General features: G+C 44.0%; 20 protein-coding genes and 1 other RNA gene. 11 read left to right on the forward strand and 10 right to left on the reverse strand.

Annotated features, from left to right (window positions below; genetic code table 11):
- Window positions 1–25: 25 nt before the first annotated feature.
- Window positions 26–544, forward strand: a complete 519-nt coding sequence (gene tpx, locus AC58QT_RS17940) for a thiol peroxidase (protein ID WP_497283121.1) — start codon at window positions 26–28, stop codon at window positions 542–544.
- A gap of 51 nt (window positions 545–595) precedes the next feature.
- On the opposite strand, the gene AC58QT_RS17945 is transcribed toward tpx, so the two are convergent.
- Window positions 596–985, reverse strand: a complete 390-nt coding sequence (locus AC58QT_RS17945) for a DUF1499 domain-containing protein (RefSeq protein WP_056616306.1) — start codon at window positions 983–985, stop codon at window positions 596–598.
- 156 nt (window positions 986–1,141) lie between these two features.
- Complete coding sequence (locus AC58QT_RS17950) at window positions 1,142–2,488, reverse strand: Nramp family divalent metal transporter (RefSeq protein ID WP_497410217.1); 1,347 nt, start codon at window positions 2,486–2,488, stop codon at window positions 1,142–1,144.
- 336 nt (window positions 2,489–2,824) lie between these two features.
- Here AC58QT_RS17950 and xylB point away from each other — a divergent pair, with 336 nt between their 5' ends.
- Entirely contained in the window at window positions 2,825–4,345 is a 1,521-nt protein-coding gene (xylB, locus tag AC58QT_RS17955; protein ID WP_497410329.1) for a xylulokinase, read from the forward strand.
- Between the two features lie 120 nt (window positions 4,346–4,465).
- On the opposite strand, the gene ssrS is transcribed toward xylB, so the two are convergent.
- Together ssrS and AC58QT_RS17965 are read right to left on the reverse strand one after the other, a co-directional pair.
- A non-coding RNA gene (gene ssrS, locus AC58QT_RS17960) (6S RNA) lies at window positions 4,466–4,647 on the reverse strand.
- Window positions 4,648–4,696: 49 nt separating this feature from the next.
- Window positions 4,697–5,533 carry a YesL family protein gene (locus AC58QT_RS17965; protein WP_497410218.1) on the reverse strand — a complete coding sequence of 279 codons (837 nt, stop codon included), beginning with the start codon at window positions 5,531–5,533 and terminating at the stop codon, window positions 4,697–4,699.
- A 209-nt stretch (window positions 5,534–5,742) separates the two neighbouring features.
- Between AC58QT_RS17965 and AC58QT_RS17970 the strand changes: the two genes are divergently transcribed.
- Complete coding sequence (locus tag AC58QT_RS17970; RefSeq protein ID WP_310225137.1) at window positions 5,743–5,829, forward strand: YjcZ family sporulation protein; 87 nt, start codon at window positions 5,743–5,745, stop codon at window positions 5,827–5,829.
- Between the two features lie 62 nt (window positions 5,830–5,891).
- Here AC58QT_RS17970 and cshA read toward each other — a convergent pair whose 3' ends face one another.
- On the reverse strand, window positions 5,892–7,508 hold the full coding sequence (gene cshA / locus AC58QT_RS17975; protein ID WP_497410219.1) for a degradosome RNA helicase CshA: 1,617 nt from the start codon (window positions 7,506–7,508) through the stop codon (window positions 5,892–5,894).
- A gap of 284 nt (window positions 7,509–7,792) precedes the next feature.
- On the opposite strand from cshA, the gene AC58QT_RS17980 reads away from it, so the two are divergent.
- The 7 genes from AC58QT_RS17980 to AC58QT_RS18010 all read left to right on the forward strand — a co-directional run bounded on the left by AC58QT_RS17980 (window position 7,793) and on the right by AC58QT_RS18010 (window position 13,207).
- The gene (locus AC58QT_RS17980; RefSeq protein WP_497410220.1) at window positions 7,793–8,332 is read left to right on the forward strand and encodes a DUF4178 domain-containing protein; all 540 of its coding nucleotides are present in this window, start codon (window positions 7,793–7,795) and stop codon (window positions 8,330–8,332) included.
- A gap of 61 nt (window positions 8,333–8,393) precedes the next feature.
- The gene (locus AC58QT_RS17985) at window positions 8,394–9,083 is read left to right on the forward strand and encodes a DUF4247 domain-containing protein (protein WP_497410221.1); all 690 of its coding nucleotides are present in this window, start codon (window positions 8,394–8,396) and stop codon (window positions 9,081–9,083) included.
- 150 nt (window positions 9,084–9,233) lie between these two features.
- On the forward strand, window positions 9,234–10,055 hold the full coding sequence (locus tag AC58QT_RS17990) for a YitT family protein (RefSeq protein ID WP_497410222.1): 822 nt from the start codon (window positions 9,234–9,236) through the stop codon (window positions 10,053–10,055).
- 129 nt (window positions 10,056–10,184) lie between these two features.
- Window positions 10,185–10,379: a hypothetical protein gene (locus AC58QT_RS17995; protein ID WP_056616326.1), complete on the forward strand. Its 195-nt coding sequence runs from the start codon at window positions 10,185–10,187 to the stop codon at window positions 10,377–10,379.
- A gap of 124 nt (window positions 10,380–10,503) precedes the next feature.
- Entirely contained in the window at window positions 10,504–10,737 is a 234-nt protein-coding gene (locus AC58QT_RS18000; RefSeq protein WP_310222459.1) for a Sec-independent protein translocase subunit TatA/TatB, read from the forward strand.
- 184 nt (window positions 10,738–10,921) lie between these two features.
- A complete protein-coding gene (locus AC58QT_RS18005; RefSeq protein ID WP_497410223.1) occupies window positions 10,922–12,115 on the forward strand; it encodes a putative glycoside hydrolase in 1,194 nt (397 codons plus the stop codon).
- 135 nt (window positions 12,116–12,250) lie between these two features.
- Window positions 12,251–13,207 carry a D-2-hydroxyacid dehydrogenase gene (locus AC58QT_RS18010; protein WP_497410224.1) on the forward strand — a complete coding sequence of 319 codons (957 nt, stop codon included), beginning with the start codon at window positions 12,251–12,253 and terminating at the stop codon, window positions 13,205–13,207.
- Between the two features lie 54 nt (window positions 13,208–13,261).
- On the opposite strand, the gene serS is transcribed toward AC58QT_RS18010, so the two are convergent.
- The 5 genes from serS to AC58QT_RS18035 form a co-directional block, all read right to left on the reverse strand.
- Complete coding sequence (gene serS / locus AC58QT_RS18015; RefSeq protein ID WP_497410225.1) at window positions 13,262–14,545, reverse strand: serine--tRNA ligase; 1,284 nt, start codon at window positions 14,543–14,545, stop codon at window positions 13,262–13,264.
- Between the two features lie 304 nt (window positions 14,546–14,849).
- On the reverse strand, window positions 14,850–15,818 hold the full coding sequence (gene pfkA, locus AC58QT_RS18020; protein ID WP_497283141.1) for a 6-phosphofructokinase: 969 nt from the start codon (window positions 15,816–15,818) through the stop codon (window positions 14,850–14,852).
- Between the two features lie 36 nt (window positions 15,819–15,854).
- Window positions 15,855–16,880 carry a tetraprenyl-beta-curcumene synthase family protein gene (locus AC58QT_RS18025; RefSeq protein ID WP_497410330.1) on the reverse strand — a complete coding sequence of 342 codons (1,026 nt, stop codon included), beginning with the start codon at window positions 16,878–16,880 and terminating at the stop codon, window positions 15,855–15,857.
- A 43-nt stretch (window positions 16,881–16,923) separates the two neighbouring features.
- A complete protein-coding gene (locus tag AC58QT_RS18030; protein ID WP_497283143.1) occupies window positions 16,924–17,556 on the reverse strand; it encodes a hypothetical protein in 633 nt (210 codons plus the stop codon).
- A gap of 28 nt (window positions 17,557–17,584) precedes the next feature.
- A complete protein-coding gene (locus AC58QT_RS18035; RefSeq protein WP_497410226.1) occupies window positions 17,585–17,899 on the reverse strand; it encodes a hypothetical protein in 315 nt (104 codons plus the stop codon).
- Between the two features lie 170 nt (window positions 17,900–18,069).
- On the opposite strand from AC58QT_RS18035, the gene AC58QT_RS18040 reads away from it, so the two are divergent.
- Complete coding sequence (locus tag AC58QT_RS18040; protein WP_497410227.1) at window positions 18,070–19,404, forward strand: multi antimicrobial extrusion protein MatE; 1,335 nt, start codon at window positions 18,070–18,072, stop codon at window positions 19,402–19,404.
- Window positions 19,405–19,406 lie beyond the last annotated feature (2 nt).

Here is a 19,406-nt window from a genome sequence, read left to right on the forward strand (position 1 = left end):
GGATAATAAAGGAGGAAAACATTCAATGGCACAAGAACGTACTGGTGTTGCTACCCTGAAAAGCAATCCTATCACTTTGGTAGGTCCCGAAATTAAAGTAGGTGACAAAGCGCCTAACTTCACAGTTAACAAAGATTTGATGACACAAGTTACACTTGCTGACTATGCAGGTAAAGTGAAATTGATCTCCGTAGTTCCTTCTTTGGATACAGGCGTTTGTGATGCACAAACACGTCGTTTCAACGAAGAAGCAGCAAGCCTAGGTGAGAATGTTGCTGTTCTTACAATCAGCGTTGATCTTCCTTTCGCACAAGCTCGCTGGTGTGGCGCTGCAGGCATTGACAAAGTGATCACATTGTCCGATTACAAGACAAAATCCTTTGGCGAAGCTTATGGCGTACTTATCAAAGAAATCCAATTGGATATGCGTGCTATTTTCGTAATCGACGCTAATGACACTGTTCAATACGTTGAATACCTTGGCGAAATGACAGCTCACCCGAACTATGAAGCAGCTGTTGAAGCTGTTAAAAAATTAGTTTAATCCGTAACATAAATAAAACAGCAAGGAGGCCAAGCTTCCCTGCTGTTTTTGTTATCCATCAATTTTATATGAAGCAAGCTTACGGTCTAATTGTTTATAAATATCTAAGATTGTACGATAATTGGATCCAAGATCCCCCATCGAACCACGTGAAGCCGAATAGATATCAACAGCTGTTTTCACTGGATTAATCGCAAACAAAGTTAAAGTCACGTCTTGCGTTCTCCCTGTCACCGTCTTGCGCTCAGCAAGAATTTCGCCTACATTGGGAACCTCATGTAAAAGCTTGTAACCTGGTGTTTTCTTCAATACAGCCGTTACTTCTTCCCAAACTTGCTCCTTCGGCAGCTTAAAATATCTAGTTTTAAGTAAAGGATCTCTAGCTTTTTCCCCTGTCGTTTCATGACTACGTACTAATCCGATTAAAGTTCTCTTTAGCAAAAGCCCTTTCCCCCTTCAATGAAGTGCATGTAGACCACTTGCCATTTCAACACTATTCTCTATAATACCATTGATTAGGCTTTAGAAAAAGAGGTAAATGAAAAATCGAGGGATCTCTCCCCCGATTCAGCTCATTCTATTCCTATCTATTCCTTTTTATCCAAAAAAAGTAGTATACAGTAGATAAGCATTCAAACCTGCGATCAAAATAGCAACAAACCAACTCAAAATAGCCATCCATTTAGGGATCACGAGCACGCCCATTTTTTTACGATCAGATGTAAAAGTGACTAGCGGGATCACGGCAAAAGATAGCTGTAAAGACAAAATCACTTGACTGAGTATGAGAAGATCAGTTGCTCCACTTTCCCCATAGATGCCAATAACGATAACTGCAGGAATGATGGCAATCAATCTCGTAATCAATCGACGAAGCCAAGGTGTGAGTCGAATGTTGAGGAACCCTTCCATGACAATCTGTCCGGCAAGCGTTCCTGTCAGTGTTGAGTTTTGACCCGAAGCCAGGAGTGCGACTGCAAATAATATACTTGCCGCTCCCGTACCTAGCATTGGCCCCAAAAGATGATAGGCATCTTGAATTTCTGCTACCTCTTTCCCCGCTGAATGAAAAGCTGCCGCCGAAAGAATGAGAATCGCCGCGTTAACGAATAAGGCTAGCATCAAGGCAACCGTTGTATCAATCGTTGAGAATTTGATCGCTTCGCGTTTTCCTTCGATTGTCGGTTCAATTTGACGAGTCTGAACAATGGATGAGTGCAAATATAAATTATGCGGCATGACAGTTGCACCCAATATACCTAAGGCGATATATAACATTGCCGGATTCGTAACAATTTCAGTTGTAGGGATGAAACCAGCAGCTACAGCAGCAAATTCAGGTTGTGAGAAAATTAACTCCATTATAAAACAAACCACAATAAGCGCCATTAAACTGATAACCATCGCTTCAATATAGCGAAAGCCTTTTTTCTGGAGCATAAGCACCAGGATCACATCTAATGCCGTCAGAATCACACCATAGATGAGCGGTAAGCCAAATAGCAATTGCAAAGCGATCGCGGCACCGATAACTTCGGCTAAATCACAAGCCGCAATTGCAAGCTCGCACAGAAACCATAGCACATAAGAAACGGGCTTACTATAATGATCACGACATGCTTGCGCCAAATCCCTACCTGTCACAATGCCGAGACGACCAGATAAAGCTTGCAAGAGAATCGCCATAAGATTAGAAATTAAAATAACGGAAAGCAGCGTATATCCAAATTGTGAACCCCCAGCTAAATCTGTCGCCCAGTTTCCTGGATCCATATAACCAACAGCTACCAGATATCCTGGCCCCACGAAAGCTAATAATTTTCTAAAAAAACCTGCTTTCTTAGGTACTTTCATACTATTATGAACTTCGGGCAGACTTGGACTGGAGGCTTCTTTACGCCATCCGAGCGTCTCCCGAAGTGGTTCTTTTTTTGCAATACCCATAACTCAACCCTTCTTTCACAAGACCAATAATGTTGTTCTAGGGAAACTTTTATATGTAGTATACTACATAACCCCATACTATGCTACAGGTAAACATTTATGTTCCACTGAAATTATTTTTCCCTAGGGAAAGTTTTGAGACAAGTTATATTGTTCAGGTAAGTCGCCATTACTTATTATTTGATATTAATAAGAAAAATAATTAATAAAAGAAGGATATTGAAGCCTAGGCGCGAATACAATGTTTAGTTATCTTTGTATATTCAATAAACAAACAAAGAATAACGAAATAATAACCATAATCATTGACAAAGGGTGATCCTCATGACTTATTTTATGGGTTTAGATCTAGGTACTTCTGCTATTAAGTGCATTCTAGTGGATGAAGCCGGTACCGTCATCGGCTCGCATTCCGTTGAATATCCGCTGTACCAACCACATCCAGGTTGGGCTGAGCAGCAACCTGAAGACTGGTGGCAAGCCACTATTACAGGTATACAAGGACTTCTAGCTACCACTGGCGTCGAAGCCACTAGTGTCGCAGGTGTTGGCTTCTCGGGCCAGATGCACGGGTCGGTCTTCCTTGACGAGGCGCAGCAGGTTATCCGGCCTGCGCTGCTCTGGTGCGATCAGCGCACCGCGGAGCAGTGCGCCTACATCAAGGCGACCGTCGGCGAAGCCGAGCTCGGCCGCCTCACAGGCAATCAGGCGCTGACCGGCTTCACCGCGCCTAAGCTCCTCTGGCTCCGGCAGCATGAGCCGGAGCACTACGCCCGCGTTCGGCATCTGCTGCTGCCGAAGGATTATGTCAGGCTGCGCCTGACGGGTGCGTTCGGCATGGACATGGCCGACGCAAGCGGCACGCTGCTGCTTGATGTAGCCAACCGCAGCTGGTCCCAAACCGTCGCGGAACGGTTGGAGATCCCGCTCGAGTGGCTGCCGCCGCTCTATGAGTCCGGCGACATTGCCGGGCACCTGCTGCCGGAGGCAGCGGCGCTGACCGGCTTAGCCCCAGGCACGCCGATTGTTGTCGGCGGCGGCGACCAAGCCTGTGGCGCCGTGGGTGTTGGCGTCGTCCGCCAAGGCATCGCCTCGGTGGCCCTCGGCACCTCAGGTGTCGTCTTCGTCCATGACGACACCTATCAGGCAGATGAAGCATACCGCCTTCATTCCTTCTGTCACGGCGTGCCAGGCAAATGGCACCGTATGGGCGTCATGCTGGCCGCAGGCGGCTCTTTTCAGTGGTGGCGTAATCACTTCGCTAGCGAGGAGCTCCAACGTGCACAACAAGAAGGCAAAGACGTGTATGAGATTTTGACAGCCGATGCCGCTACAGCCCCACTTGGCAGCGAAGGGTTATTGTTCCTTCCATACTTATCCGGTGAGCGTACGCCACACCCAGATCCCAAGGCACGCGGCGCTTTTATTGGTCTTAACTTAAGACATACGAAATCTCATATGACCCGAGCTGTACTAGAAGGCATTACCTTCGGACTTCGTGATTCTATGGAATTAATTCGTGAGTCCGGTATCGAGGTGACTGAGCTACGAGTAAACGGCGGTGGCGCTAGAAGTCCATTCTGGCGTCAGATGATTGCCGACATTTTCGGAATCGCGGTTGTTACTGTTAACTCAACGGACGGACCTGCTTACGGCGCTGCTATCATGGCTGCATCTGGTGTCCTACAAGTGGACATCCCTAAGCTTTGCGAGGATTGGATCCAAGTCACAGATCGCGTCGAACCTAACGTGGTAAACCAACAGAAATATGAGGCTTACTACCAGGTTTATCGCAGTCTATATCCGGCACTTCAAAGCACTTTCCACCAACTAACCGATCTCGCTGAACACAATTAAAGCATAACCTTCGGCCAGGCCGTTCCAAGTTGAGCGACCTTGGTCGGAGATACGAATTTCAACGTAAATAAAAAAAAAGGTTGAGCAGGTGTTGTACCTGTTCAACCTCTTTTTTATTCGAAGAAACCCGCCTATGCCGTCCGGTTTCCGTGCTTCAAACCCGCTCTCGCAGGTGGGTGTCCGCAGAGGTGTATTTGAGGTCCCCTTTCGAGGGCATGTCAGCCACACTTCAATATAGGTCTCCCTAGAAACAGTCATTGGTTTAAAACAACTTAAAACCGTTACGAGCATCGCAGATTTCTTCTGTTTTCTTATTATAGATCCAACCTCGCTGATAATCAACTGGTAGGATTAGTCTCTAGTCTTGTCATTCTCATCTTTTTTATGCAGACTAATTGGAGATTGGTTTCCTTCAAGCTCATTTGCCTCAGCTTTTTCCGCTTCAGCAGCTTCTGCTTCAGCAAGTTTCTGCTGTTCTTTCTCTTCCAACTCCTGTTGTTTCGTTTGAAGCTTTGTAAAGCTTCTATTAAACTGCCAGAACGAGAATGTTGCAACAATGGATCCCATGAAGAACACTACTAAGAAGAAATTGAACTTCGTTAAGCAGATATAAACAATAACACCATTACAGATAAGCAGCACTATGGAATTGATCGGATTACCAATTGTAAGTAAAATTGAGTTTTTGACAATTTGAAAAATTTTCATATGCAAATGAACGATAATGGAGAAGAAATTAAACAAAGCAATGATCATGATGACGGTGAAGGCAATAAAGAGAACAGCTAATACCCTTAACGAACTCCCTTGCTTTAGATAGAAGAAATAGTTCACCGCAATAATGACAAAAATTAATACAAAGAAAATACCCCCAAGCATACTTTGCAGATAGTTGTCTTTGTAACCACGAAAAAAGGTTTTCAATAAAGGAACATCTTCTTCTCCGGTCACCCATTTTCGCGCTACAGCAAACATTGCGGTTGTCGCGGGAAATAAAGTAAACGGTGCCAAAATTGCAAGAATCGGCAACGTAGCTTTCAATGCATCCGGCGTTTGACTCACTAACCCCATAAAGAGGAAAAAGAATACCGGAATTGAGCAAAGCATCCAAAGTAAATTAATGACGGATAACCGCATAATCCACTCCGATATTCTGTACAGTCCTCCCATAACTCCCTTAAACTCCAAAACTGCTTCCTCCTTAGCGTTTCCTTCTGGAAACTTTCTACGTTGATTATTACTGGGCAAGACAACAAGCTTGTCTTATTTGTATATGTACTTAATTATAGCCTATTTTTCATCATATAGGTAGCCGTCTAGTCGTTATAGGTACTTTTACATAATATAGTAATGTCTAGTCGCACCACCCCCAAATCATTATTCAGGAGGTTGATACAATGTCTTATCCAGGTGGAAATTCTGCAGGTGCAATTTTGGTTCTTTTTATCTTGTTAGTTATCATCACTAGCTCATTTGTACTTTAATCCATATACAAGTTAAAAAAAAGGCGAAGATCCTCAGGATCTTCGCCTTTTTTCGTGTAATCTTATTTATTAACTAGTGTATCTTCACTTTTACGTGGCGCTCTGGAGCGATCACGGTTTCCGGAGTTGTTGCTTCCGTAGTCACGGTTTCTCGAAGAGGAGCTGCTTCCGCCTTCTCTGTTTGAACCGTAGTCTCTGCTGTCCTTACGCGGGTAACGCGAACCGCCGCTGGAGGAACCGCCTGAACCTGATCCACCGTAGCTGCCGCCTTGACGACGATCGCCTGAACCTGATCCTGAACCGTATCCGCCGCCAACACGTCTACCTGAGCTGCGAACGTCGAATTTTTTCTTTCTTGCGCGAATTGGATCTTCTGGTGTAAGTTCGATATTTAGATCTTTCTTATCACCTGTAAGAAGTTTCATCGCTGCTGCAAGCAAGTTAACGGAATCGTATTGCTCAAGCATTTGAATTGCAAGACCTTTGAATTCGCCATGCTCTTCTTTTTGAAGCATATCTAAGATACGCTCAGCTGTCATTTTTTGCTTGCCTTCTACCGCTTCTGCAACGCTTGGCAAAGGTTTTTTGTTAATTTTGTGGCGTGTAACCTTCTCAATGAAGTGAAGGTGATCGATCTCACGTGGTGTTACGAAAGTCCAAGCTGTACCTTCTTTACCTGCACGACCTGTACGGCCGATACGGTGAACGTAGCTTTCTGGATCTTGTGGAAGGTCAAAGTTGATAACGTGAGTTACACCAGATACATCTAGTCCACGAGCAGCAACGTCAGTCGCTACTAGAACATCAATACTGCCATCACGGAATTTTCTCATTACGTTATCACGTTGATTTTGGGACAAGTCACCGTGAAGTCCCTCAGCTGCATACCCTCTTTTTTGAAGAGCTTCTGCTAGTTCATCTACGCGACGCTTTGTGCGTCCAAAGATAATCGCTAGGTCTGGTGCTTCCATGTCAATCAAACGGCTAAGCGCTTCAAACTTTTGTTTCTCATGTAATTCGATGTATGCTTGCTCGATCAAAGGAGCACTAACTTGTTTCGGGATAACCGAAACGTGTTCTGGGTTTGTAAGGAATTGTTGAGCCAATTTTTGAATGTTCGTTGGCATTGTTGCAGAGAACAACATCGTGTGACGTTCTGATGGAACTAGTTTAAGAATAGATTGGATATCATCCATGAAGCCCATGTCAAGCATTTCATCCGCTTCATCCAAAATAACCGTTTGAACATCATCTAGTTTAATTGTTTTGCGGTTAATATGGTCAAGAAGACGTCCAGGCGTTCCGATAATAATTTGTGGTTTCTTTTTCAACGCACGGATTTGTTTCACAATATCCTGTCCACCGTAAATTGGCAGGGAACGAATGCCTTTGAAACGACCGAGTTTTTCAATCTCTTCCGCAACCTGAATGGCAAGTTCCCGTGTTGGACACATGATCAAAGCCGAAATGCGCTCTTCTTTTATATTGATTTTGTTCACTAGTGGAATACCGAACGCAGCGGTTTTACCAGTTCCCGTTTGTGCTTGCCCGATCAAATCACGGCCTTCCATGGCCAATGGTATTGTTTTCTCTTGGATTGGTGTGGACTCTTCAAAGCCCATTTCTGTAATCGCACGTAGTACCGATGCGTCTAAACCAAACTCCTGAAATGTTTTCAAATAAATTCAATCTCCTTTTGTACAGGGCAGGCTAATGCCTTGTATCTTTTTTACCCTTAAGTACGACTTCCTATCCGTCTCTATAGTTTCTTGGTGGAATACACTTTCGATTCGTCATCTTCCATGATCCAACTGGCCGCCCTTAAGAACATCTAAAATATTATAGCACAGGTGATACATACATTGCCAGTGGCTACTTTTACCCAATCGAACGAAACCGAATGAATAAGCAACTCGTATTATAGGGAGAACAATAAAACGGAATCGTACAGAGGAGAGTTTCTATGTCCATATTTAAACGTGTCAGCAACATTCTTCGCAGTAATAAGGAACAACCAACTACACCGGCATCCCTTGGCAATCCGCTAGAAGTCGCGCGTGTTGGCGATATTGTCAATGTAGACTTAGAGGAATATGTCATCTCCGGTAAAGTCACTTATTTTGACCGCGGCTTTGCGCCACATCGCTACGCTTATTATCTACAAAGCGGTAAAAATATTCAGTGTTTGATTGTGGAAAAAGGCAGAACCTATGACTGCTTCCTTTGCAGCTTTATTGAAGGAGCTTTAGATGATCCGAATGATGTCCCAACGCGATTAGAGTTGGATGGAGATGTCACTTTCGATTTGGAGCATCATCGCAACGACGTTTCCCGAACCGAAGGCAACACAGATTTCCGCAGCGGAGATGATATTCTCTTCTGGCGATATTTCGGACCTGACCAACGATTCTTTTTCCTTCAGTGGCAGGATGGTAAATTCGTTGCTTTAGAAGGAGAGCGTACACCAGGCAATCAAATTAAATTTTTGAAATCGACGCCATAAATAAAGATATGTTATCATTGAAGCAGGTTTCAGAAGTATCGGAAAGGAGGACTACCTGACAATGAAGAGATGGACTTCATGGCTTTCCTTCGTACTCATTATCGCTCTTCTTACTGCATGTGGTGCTGACGCCGGACGTTACATCAAGGATGAATATCCGTTAGTAAGCGTGGACGGCAAGGGAAGCAATATGTCCAAGGTATACGCTGTTGAGGGCAAGAATGTGCCAACAGTGGCGAACGAGCTTGCTGCCAAAGAGACACCTAAAGAGAAGAGTAAGGAATCCGAGGATCAGATGTTCCTTGTTTATAAGGACAAGGTTATCAATATCCAGAAGGATCCAAGCGATAGCAAAAATTCATTGGTTCAACTCGACAGTATTGAATATGCCAAGAGTCATTATGATTCCTCATTCCTACAAGGCTATTTAACAGCCACGCTATTACAATCCCTATTTGGTGGCGGTTGGAATTCCAATAAAGGTTCATCATACGACTACCGCGGCTATACCAAAACGCCAACATATAAGGCCGGAACGGGAACAACTACACCATCGACAGGCACCTCCAAGGAGACGAAGCCCACGACCTCAGATCGAACGGGAGGTTTCACAAGCGGTGCAGCCAATCCAAGTTCAGGAAGTTCCTCTACGACGCGTAAGAATGATGGATCAACAACGAATAAAGTAACCAAGCCTTCAACAAGCAAGCCAAGTACCACCAAAAAAACCGGATCCTTTAAACGCCGATAGATCATTCCATAAAAAGCTGTTGTCCCTCATACGGACACAGCTTTTTTATATGCTCACCTTTAATTATCCAATGGTTAAATAATGATTGCAGTTTTATAAGAATGAATTATACTTGCAATATGCTGCATACTATTTTAGAGGTGATATGTTTTGAAAAAGGCGCTAGATGTTCTTATCATTCTAGTTGGCGCACTGCTTGTCGCAGTTGGCTTCAATATGTTCCTTATTCCCCATCAGCTGCTTAGTGGTGGTGTGTCGGGAATTGCCATGATTATTGGTTATTTTACGGATTACAATATTGGGTTTCTTTATTTATTATTTAACATGCCATTAATGATTTGGGGTCTTATTTCCATTGGCAAGCGGTTTATCATGATCAGCGTTGCCTCCGTCGTTCTAACGACTTGGATGATGCAAATTATTCCAATGAACTTCGTAGCGAAGGACTCGATGTTAGGTGCTGTTTTTGGTGGTGTACTCATTGGTATCGGAAGTGGAATTACACTTCGTATCGGCGGTTCCAGCGGGGGATTTGATATCGTCGGCTTGATATTGACCCGCAAATACGACTTCCCACTCGGAACCATCCTTTCCTCAATGAATGGAATCGTCATCGTCGCACTTGGCTATTTCAAAGACAATTGGGACCTCGCCTTATTTTCAATGTTAGCCATTTTCATAAGTGGAAAAACGGTCGATATGATACATATCCGCCATATTAAAGTAACCGCGTTCATTGTTACCAAGCACAAGGATGCCATAATTAATAAACTGCTCATGATACCAAGAGGCGTTACTTTAATTAAAACGGAAGGCGCTTATACAAAACAACAACATGATATGCTAATGACTGTAACGACGCGGTATGAGCTCGTAGAGCTAAAACGAATTATTAAAGAGATTGATCCGAAAGCGTTCGTGAATATTGTGGAAACCGTTGGTGTAGTAGGGGAATTTCGAAAGCCCAAGTGATAAATCAGCCAACTGCCCCTTTATTCCAGTTTGAATTGTGTTATAATGAATGTAATTTCATATAGTTCTGGTTTCATCGATGGTAGGTTCAGGCGTAGTTCTTATTCTAATCTTCTGATTGGAAGGGTGATGCTTGTGGAGACAGTCAAATTATCCAGGATTGTAATGAAATTAACGCCCGAGTTGTATCCCTCTTTAACCAGCAATGAGTTGGAATCCGAGATCGTACTCCGGTTCGGTATAGAGGCACTCGCAGCGGAAGATGTCATGGAAATTATTCAATTCAGCATTTCGGAACATCATAAGGACACCCTGTACCACTGAGGGTGTCTTTTTTTGCATGCAACACGGTATCAATATTATTAAAATTGTAATAAATAGGCTATATAGGTTATGATAAGTCCATGATATAATAGTGCTAACTTAAATTTTACTGGAGGTGTCTGGAATGGGAGCTTTATCTCCTTGGCACATCATTCTAATTGCGATTGTTGCCCTTCTTTTGTTTGGGCCTAATAAACTGCCTGAACTTGGTCGTGGATTTGGCAAAATGTTCCGCGAATTTAAAGATGCAACGAACGGTAATGGCAATAACTCATCCACGGATGATCAACCTACGATTGCGCGGAAAGAAATTAACCCTGAAGTATCCAAAAGTGAATCAGGACAAGTCAATAAGTAAGTTCAAGCATCTGGAGGCCTAGCTTCTGGGTGCTTTTCTTTTTCCCCTACAAAAGACCGAGTCTCTCCTATGCCAAATTACTCATACAAGCTTCTACAAAAGCCTACAAATTTCCTCTGTGCGTAGTTTCCCGCTTGCCTTATAATGAAAGCTAGAAACAAGGATTGGAGTGGACTTATACATCATGGAAATATTACTTGCCTCACTTGCCCTTATATTGGGTAATGTTACGGCCGCAAACCCTGATGCTAGCTTTGAACAGCTTGTGCAGGCATCGCTCGATGCGAAGAACGCAGTAGCTATCGTACAACCAGCAACACCAACTACACCAACTGATGTAACGGATCCACTTGCACCTGTCAACAAACTAGATCCGCAGAAGGATGCTCCAGTTGTGAAAGGCATCTACTCCACTGCTCATAGCGCAGGCGGCTCGCGACTCAATACGCTCGTAAAGCTGCTTGATGATACCGATTTGAATGCCATGGTTATCGATGTGAAAGATGATTGGGGCTATATCACGTGGGAAACAGGAAATCCAACGCTCGATGCGATGGGAACGACTCAGAAAATTATTGGCAATATGCCAGGCTTAATGACAACATTACAAGAACATAACATTTATCCAATTGCACGTATTGTTGTGTTTAAAGACACTATTCTTGCCAAGAAGAAACCGGAATTATCCTTCATTAATCCAGATGGTACTCTGTGGGGTAACGGTAAGAACCCTCCTGATAGCTTCGTCAATCCGTATAACAAGGAAGTATGGGACTACAACATTGAGGTTGCGAAAGAAGCCGTCAAAGCTGGCTTTAAAGAAATCCAGTTTGATTATGTGCGTTTCCCTGAAGGCTTCGAGAAAAGGGCAGATATCTTGAAATATACGAAAGATGAGCGTTCACGCATCGATGCTGTCTCTTCTTTCGTAAAATACGCACGCGAACAATTATCACCTTTAGGTGTTCGTGTTTCTGTCGATATCTTCGGCTATGCGGCTTCGGTCCCTGCAGCTGAAGGGATTGGTCAGGATTTCGAGAAAATCTCGCAGAACGTGGACGTTATTGCTCCGATGATCTATCCAAGTCATTACAGTACAGGTTGGTTCGGCTCCAAAGTTCCGGACGCTGCTCCTTATGCCACCATTAATGGGGCTTCTAAAGATACAATTAAGAAGCTAGAAGCGATTGATAAGAAGGGTTGGAAGCCGGTTATTCGACCATGGATACAAGACTTCACGGCCTCTTGGGTGCCAGGCTATATCAAATACGGTAAACATGAGCTAGACGAACAAATTCGCGCTTTGAAGGACAACGGTATTAACGAGTATCTGCTCTGGAATGCCAACAATAACTATACAGCTAACGTAAGTTATTAATCACCACAACTGCGAATACCCTGCGCGCTGCAAAGCGCTCAGGGTATTTTGACGTTTCGTCGGAGTTTACTTTCGCATTCCATTTCATTTATCATAGTAGGTATTCATTTCAAAACTCCAAAAGGATGTGATGACATGCTGAAAATAGTAGCCATAACAGGTATGAATTTAACCTCGATGCAAGAGCAAATGCCACAAGATTTGAAGGAACGCTCCGAGTTTCATTGGTTTTCTTCTTCGAAGGAGGCTGGCAATGTGATTCCTGATGCTGATGTCATTATCTCAGCAGGTCGCTTGCACCCTGATATCGTCGGTCGCGCCAAGAAGTTGAAATGGGTGCAAACCTTATCCGCTGGCGTCGATAAACTGCCACTAGCAGAGCTGGAACAACGTCAAATCATTGTCACGAATGCCAGAGGTGTTCACACCATACAAATGAGTGAATTCGCGCTGAGTCTCATGCTGCAATGGGTTCGGAAAGCAAATGTCCTACATGATAATCAGCAGCAGCAAGTATGGGACAACCAAGTTCGTTTTGGAGAATTGCACGGTAAAACGATCGGAATTATTGGCGCAGGAGCCATCGGAGAAGCGGTTGCTCGTAAAGCCAAAGCGTTTGATATGACGGTCATCGGCCTGAATCGTTCTGGAACACCACTAGCTGCTTTCGATAGAACCGTGCACGGAGAAGATGGTCTTCACTTGCTGCTTTCACAAAGTGATTTCATCGTCGTGCTCCTTCCAAGCACGGATAAAACACGGGGCTTCTTACAAAAAGAGCACCTATCGCTTATGAAGCCGAACGCCTTTTTCATTAATCTAGCTCGCGGAGATGTCCTTGATGAAGAAGCCTTGATCCAAGCTTTGGTAGAAGGTAAACTTGCTGGTGCAGCGTTAGATGTATTTGCTCAAGAGCCCTTGCCTGCAACTTCTCCACTCTGGAACATGAAAAATGTCATCCTCACCCCTCATATTGCAGGATCATCTGAACATTACACCGATCGCGTGTCCTCCATCTTCTATCACAATTTGCGCGTCATGCTCAATGGTGGAGATATGATCAATATCGTGGATTTAGCGGAAGGTTATTAACCGAATGAATAAAAACACCTTATCCTTTTTGATACGGAGGATAAGGTGTTTTTCTTATGGGGCAGGAATGGCTTCCAGCCCGCGCATATAGGGTCGAAGCGCAGGAGGCAGATAAATCGAGCCGTCCGCTTGCTGATGATTTTCTAGCAAAGGAATTAGAATGCGCGGCGATGCAACGGCTGTATTATTAAGCGTATAGCAATATCGTAATACACCCTCTTTATCCCGGTACCGTAAATTGCTTCTTCTGGCTTGGAAGTCAAGAAGGCTCGACGACGAATGGGTTTCACCATAAGCTCCGCGGCTTGGCATCCAAGTTTCAATGTCGAATTGCTTATAATTTTTGGCCCCCATGTCCCCCGAACATACGGCAACGACACGATAAGGCAGTTCTAGAAGAGCAAGTAAATCTTCGGCATTTTGTGTAATCTGCCCCATCATGCGTTCCGCTTCCTCTTCACGATTCTCGCAGAGGATCACTTGTTCCACTTTCGCAAATTGATGAACACGATATAGCCCTCTTACATCTCTTCCTGCCGAGCCCGCTTCTTTCCGAAAACAATTCGATACAGCCGCTAACTGAATCGGCCCCTCCGACAAATCAACAATCTCACCAGCATAATACGAAATCAAGGGTCCTTCCGAAGTGCCAACTAACCAGGCATGGTCATCCTGTAGCTCATAAGTCTGATCTTTGCCTGCTGGGAAGAAGGCAGCGTTCAGCAAGGTTTCCTCCCGCACCATGAGCGGTACATCCATCACAGTAAACCCGCGATCTGTTAACAGGTCTATGGCGAGCTGCTGAACAGCCCTATGCAAATAGAGCCCCATCCCTTTGAGATAGTAATTTCGGCTGCCAGCAACCTTGACGCCACGAGCGACATCAATCATGTCCAGTGTTTCACCAAGCTGCAGATGATCTTTCATCTCAAATTCAAAAGTTGGCTTCTCCCCAACGACCTTCAATTCTACGTTATCATGATCACTTGCACCTATCGGCGTATCTGGCGAGGCTAGATTTGGTATGTTGAGCATGAGATCTTTGAACCTTGCTTCATGTGTGTTCAATTCTGCTTCAAGAACCGCCAAGCTCGCATTCCAGCCACGAACCTGCTCCTTCATGAGCTCTGCTTCTTGCGATTTCTTTTGCGACATATAAGTCGCGATCTGCTCCGACGCACGATTGCGCTCTGCTCGAAGCTGATCCACTTGCCCCGATAGTTCTCTTTTCTTCTCATCGACTACTAGCAGTTCCTCAACATGGCATGTTACTCCTTTGCGAGCTGCCGCTGTTTGCACTAGCGCTTGATTGTTTCGAATCCATTTGATATCCAGCATTTCCCGTCACCGCTTCCTCTTCGTTTGTGTGAAAAAGACAAAGAACGCCCTCTGTCCGATTGGGACGAGGAGCGTTCTGCTCGCGGTGCCACCCAACTTGATGAAGACATAAGCTGTCATTCATCCGCTTGGTTCCGCGATAACGGGCGGTGCCGACTTATTTAGTAAGAAAGGAAACATCCTTCCGATCGTCATAAGTGTCTCCGAGTTGGATGCTCTTCATAGACATGATGTTGATGTATATATTGAACGTTATTATAGTCGAAATACGAATGAAGATCAATACGCATGAATGAAAATAGGCTTATTGCGATAAACGACTAGCTAATTCATAAAGTTCCATGTTAAAGGAGCGCTTCGTGTTCACAACAAGATCGATATCTGTTGCTACAAGTTCACCTTTGATGATACCGCAAGCTTTGGAAGAATCACCCTCCATAAGTTTACGCACAGCGAAATCGCCAAGGCGACTTGCCAGAATACGGTCATTATGCGTTGGTGCTCCGCCGCGTTGAATATGACCAAGCACGGTAACACGAGGCTCAATCCCGTTAGTTTCTGTGATCTTCTTAGCAATACCTTCGCCAGTTCCTGCTCCTTCAGCTACAAGGATAATACTATGACGCTTACCATGGTCGAAGTTATCCTTCATGCGGTTAGCGACTTCCGTAATATCAACATCCACTTCAGGTACAATAATAGTTTCAGCGCCGCTTGCAAGACCTGCATATAGGGCGATTTCACCACAATGACGTCCCATAACCTCAACCACGGAAGAACGTTCGTGAGATGTCATCGTATCACGCAATTTATTAATTGCGTCCACAACAATGCTAACCGCTGTATCAAAACCGATTGTAAAGTCCGTGAACGGGATGTCATTATCGATCGTCCCTGGAAGTCCCATCGTTTTGATACCTAGTTTACTAAGCTTGTTCGCACCTTGGTAAGAACCATCTCCACCAATAACTACCAAGCCATCAATCCCGCGTTTACGCAAGTTATCAGCGCCGATTTGTTGACCTTCAGGCGTCATAAACTCTTTGCAGCGAGCCGTTTGAAGGATCGTTCCCCCACGTTGAATGATGTCACCTACGCTGCGCAAATCCATTTTACGAATATCATCGTTAATCAAACCTTGATACCCACGTTGAACTGCAAACACTTCGAGCCCATGGTACAATGCACTTCGAACAACTGCTCGAACAGCTGCATTCATCCCCTGAGAATCTCCTCCACTGGTTAAAACCGCAATTGATTTTACTGCTGACATTTTAATTTCCTCCTTCATAATTCTTGTGAATGACATTCATGATGTCGTACGGATGTACATGCTATTTATCCAGAAAAAGAGCCTTGTAAGAGGACTATTTTTCATCAGACGCTTCGAAATTTTCTTCACTTGGTGTTGACTGTTGACCTTAGGGTCAGATAAATAGAGAGCAAGCAAACCTTCGATTATCATACGATGAAATCTCGGATGTTCCAAGAACAAAATTTTAGATCTTGCTTCTTGGACAATGAAAGCGATTCGCTCTACGGTTGTATCCATAGAATCATAGTAGGTACAAAAATTCAGGTCTCCGCCTTCACTATCTTCTTCCTGATCTATCAAATAATCAAGCAGAATATGAAGTCCACACACATAAGGGAAATAGGCCTCACGAATGGCTTCCACCTGCTTGTCCGTCAGAACGGGATCACATGCAGCCAAGAATAACATGAACATGCTTAGTGTTGAGCCAGTTGCCGCTGCAAATTCATTCCAATCGATCTGGCGATACTTATGGTGATGGTTATCCCACCATTGATGCAGCTGAGGCTCACGCAAATCTTTGCGGATATGCTTGTACACCTGCAAATCACAGTATAAGCCAACGAATTCTTTGACTTGATCCGCTACTTTTAAATACGAGGGCATCTGACTGATCGACGTCTGACATTGTCGAACAAGATCAGATAAATACCCGCCATCCTCCTTCTCAGCTCTGAACGCATAGTAATCATTCAGAGGCTTCGCAGGATCGACTGCATCCAGCATCGATTGATGCAATTGCCGAAAATCCAACGGATCTAACGATGTGCTGCGATCACATAAATTATCTAAATAATCGCTAATCGACTGGAATGCGACAATTAGCGGGATAAGTACATGACGCATCGATAAATGAGCAGCTGCATACACAGCTCCTCCTTGGCAATGGAATTGCTTCGTCGCAATACTAGCGAGTGCCTGAGTACGCAGCTCTTCATCAGGAATATTCGCTGCTTTGGTTCTCCAGACGCTCAATTGCTCATTAACAGCTGGCAAAATATAGCGATATACACTGATCATTAATCGGATCGGGCCTTGCGGGACTTTCACATGGCTCTTTATCCTACTTCTGGCCAATGGCTTCAAGTAAACTTCCTCCACAACTTTGTTCATAGCAGTATTGAAGTAATAATAGCATTTCAGATCGTTGTATCTGGCGCAGCCAACTATCTACGGTCGGATTCTGCACAAGTGAAACCTGAATTTCAATCACATCAATAAATACATATGGATTCCAAACTGGCGATGTTACGAGCACTTCAAGCTTATGGCGAAGAGCTTCATTGTCCAATTCCATGAAGTCCTTAGTCGATAAATTATCTCTGACAAATTGGATTAATTGAGAAAAAATAGGATGATGACCAACATCATTAAACCAGTATTTCGCATTACTATAGTCGCCTTCCATGCGATGCATGAGCGCATGCCAGTAGCTTCCCGTAGCATTCGTAATCTCCTGCGAGATATCATGTGATTTATCTAAACTTTCATTTAGAAGAAAGAGTCCTGCTTTGATAGCTAAACCATAGGGTTGCTGCTCAGGGCTGCCTTCTGTAATCAACGAAGTCGAGAGCGCTTCAATCCGTGCATCCATTGCTGCATCCCACTCTTCAATTGGATAAAGCGCTGGGAGATGCTCTAGAAGTGGTTTCGCTATCGTTCCAAGCCAGTTATTCCCATCCTTATTGCTATGCATGCAGTCATTCTCCCTTCGTTGACAACCATTAATGGTGGGTTTTGGATTCTAAATCCTGATTTGTACGGAACCAGAGATGAAGATCATTTATGATTGAAGCTAAGTCAGCAATATCGGAATTCAAACGGCAGGAGGTTACAAAGTCGTCTTCTTTATCGAGTTTATTTTGCTTTTCTATGATTTGTGCTTCTAATTTGATAATTCGATCGGGGATGACACCTCGAATTTGTTCCCACTGAAGTAGGAGATCTATGCGAACGGCAGCTTCATACATTTCCCATTCCAATTCCAAAACGGGAATCGCAATACCTAGCCTCTCATCATACTGAAAATAGCTATTCATTCCTATAACCCTCCTTGCAGGCAAAACTGTCTGTCTTATTCAAGAAACATTCTACCTTTAAATGTATCACTTCAAACCTTGGGTTTCCAGTTAAAATTGTATGTCATCCCCATTTCATTTTCTGATATACTTAAGAAATGTTTTGCAAAACGCGAAGGAGTGCGATTTGGATGAATGCTAAGACAGTAAAGGATGCCATCACTTGGAAACAGCTCATCTCCTTTTTCCTCCCCCTCGGACTTTCTGCAACGCTCGTAACCCTCTCTCATGTTATTATTAATAGCACGCTGGCTAGGGCTGATAATCCTGAGCTCGTCATTGCCACCTATGCTATCCCCTTGAGTTTACTAGGATTGACGGAAAGACCCGTTGTATTGCTACGACAAGCATGCTCTGCACTCGTGAGGGATCGGGTTTCGTTCCGTGCGATGGCTGTTGTCAGCTCTTATGTGTTTGCTTGTATTATTCTGTTGGGTCTCATACTCTGCTACACACCGGTTGGCGAATGGGTGTTTCTTTATTTTTTTGGTGTAGAACGCGAAATACTAGCCGCAACCTTAAGTGTATACCGCATTCTCATGTACGTTAGCATTTTCTCTGGCCTCCGTTGTTTATTTCACGGAATAATCATATTCAATATGCGGACAAAATGGCTTACGATCGGGATGGGTGTTCGGATCATAGCCATGTACTTCTTATCATTGTATTTCATTACAACGGATAACGTGTCCAGCGGTAAAGTCGGCGCCATTATTTTCCTAGTCGGGATGATTATTGAGGCTACGATTGCCATTTGGGAAGGTACAAGCTTGCTGAAGCGCGTCATTCCTGAAAAAGCACCTGAGCATCCGATTGAAACGAAGCAGCAAATCTTTGCCTTTTATAAACCGCTCTTATATTCATCTGTTATTGCCGTGATTATTGGGCCTTCCATTAATGCGATGCTAGGCAAAACAACACAGATTCATCTTGCCATCTCAGCCTTTGCAATTGCTGGATCTTTAACACAATTAGTAATGAGTTTCTTCTCTTACATACATCAAATTGTCTTGAATTTTTATCGTAAAGATGCTGTACGAGTGAAAAAATTCATTCTTATGCTGAGCTTCATTCCAGGTACACTTATTGCCATCCTGTCCTATACACCGATTGGCCCGTGGTTTATGACCCATGTCATGGGTGTGAATGCTGAGCTGAAACAGGCTAGCTTGAGTGCCATGCGTATTTTCATGATCATGACGATTGTATTCCCATGGCTTGATTATATGAATGGCATTATTATGCTGCGCGGCCAAACAAAAATCATGGTTTTCTCGCAATCTGCGAATGCTACTATAACGGTACTCACTTTATTCGTTGCCATTGCAACTGTTCCGGGATGGAATGGTATGATTGGTGCTCTTGCGCAATCGTTCGGTATGCTGGCTGAACTGCTTGTGGTCATTTATGTGCTCAAACGAACAGCCGATGTACAACAACCTGGATTGTCTCTCGAAAATAAGTAATG

The sequence above is a fragment of the Paenibacillus sp. J31R109 genome, from assembly GCF_059692055.1.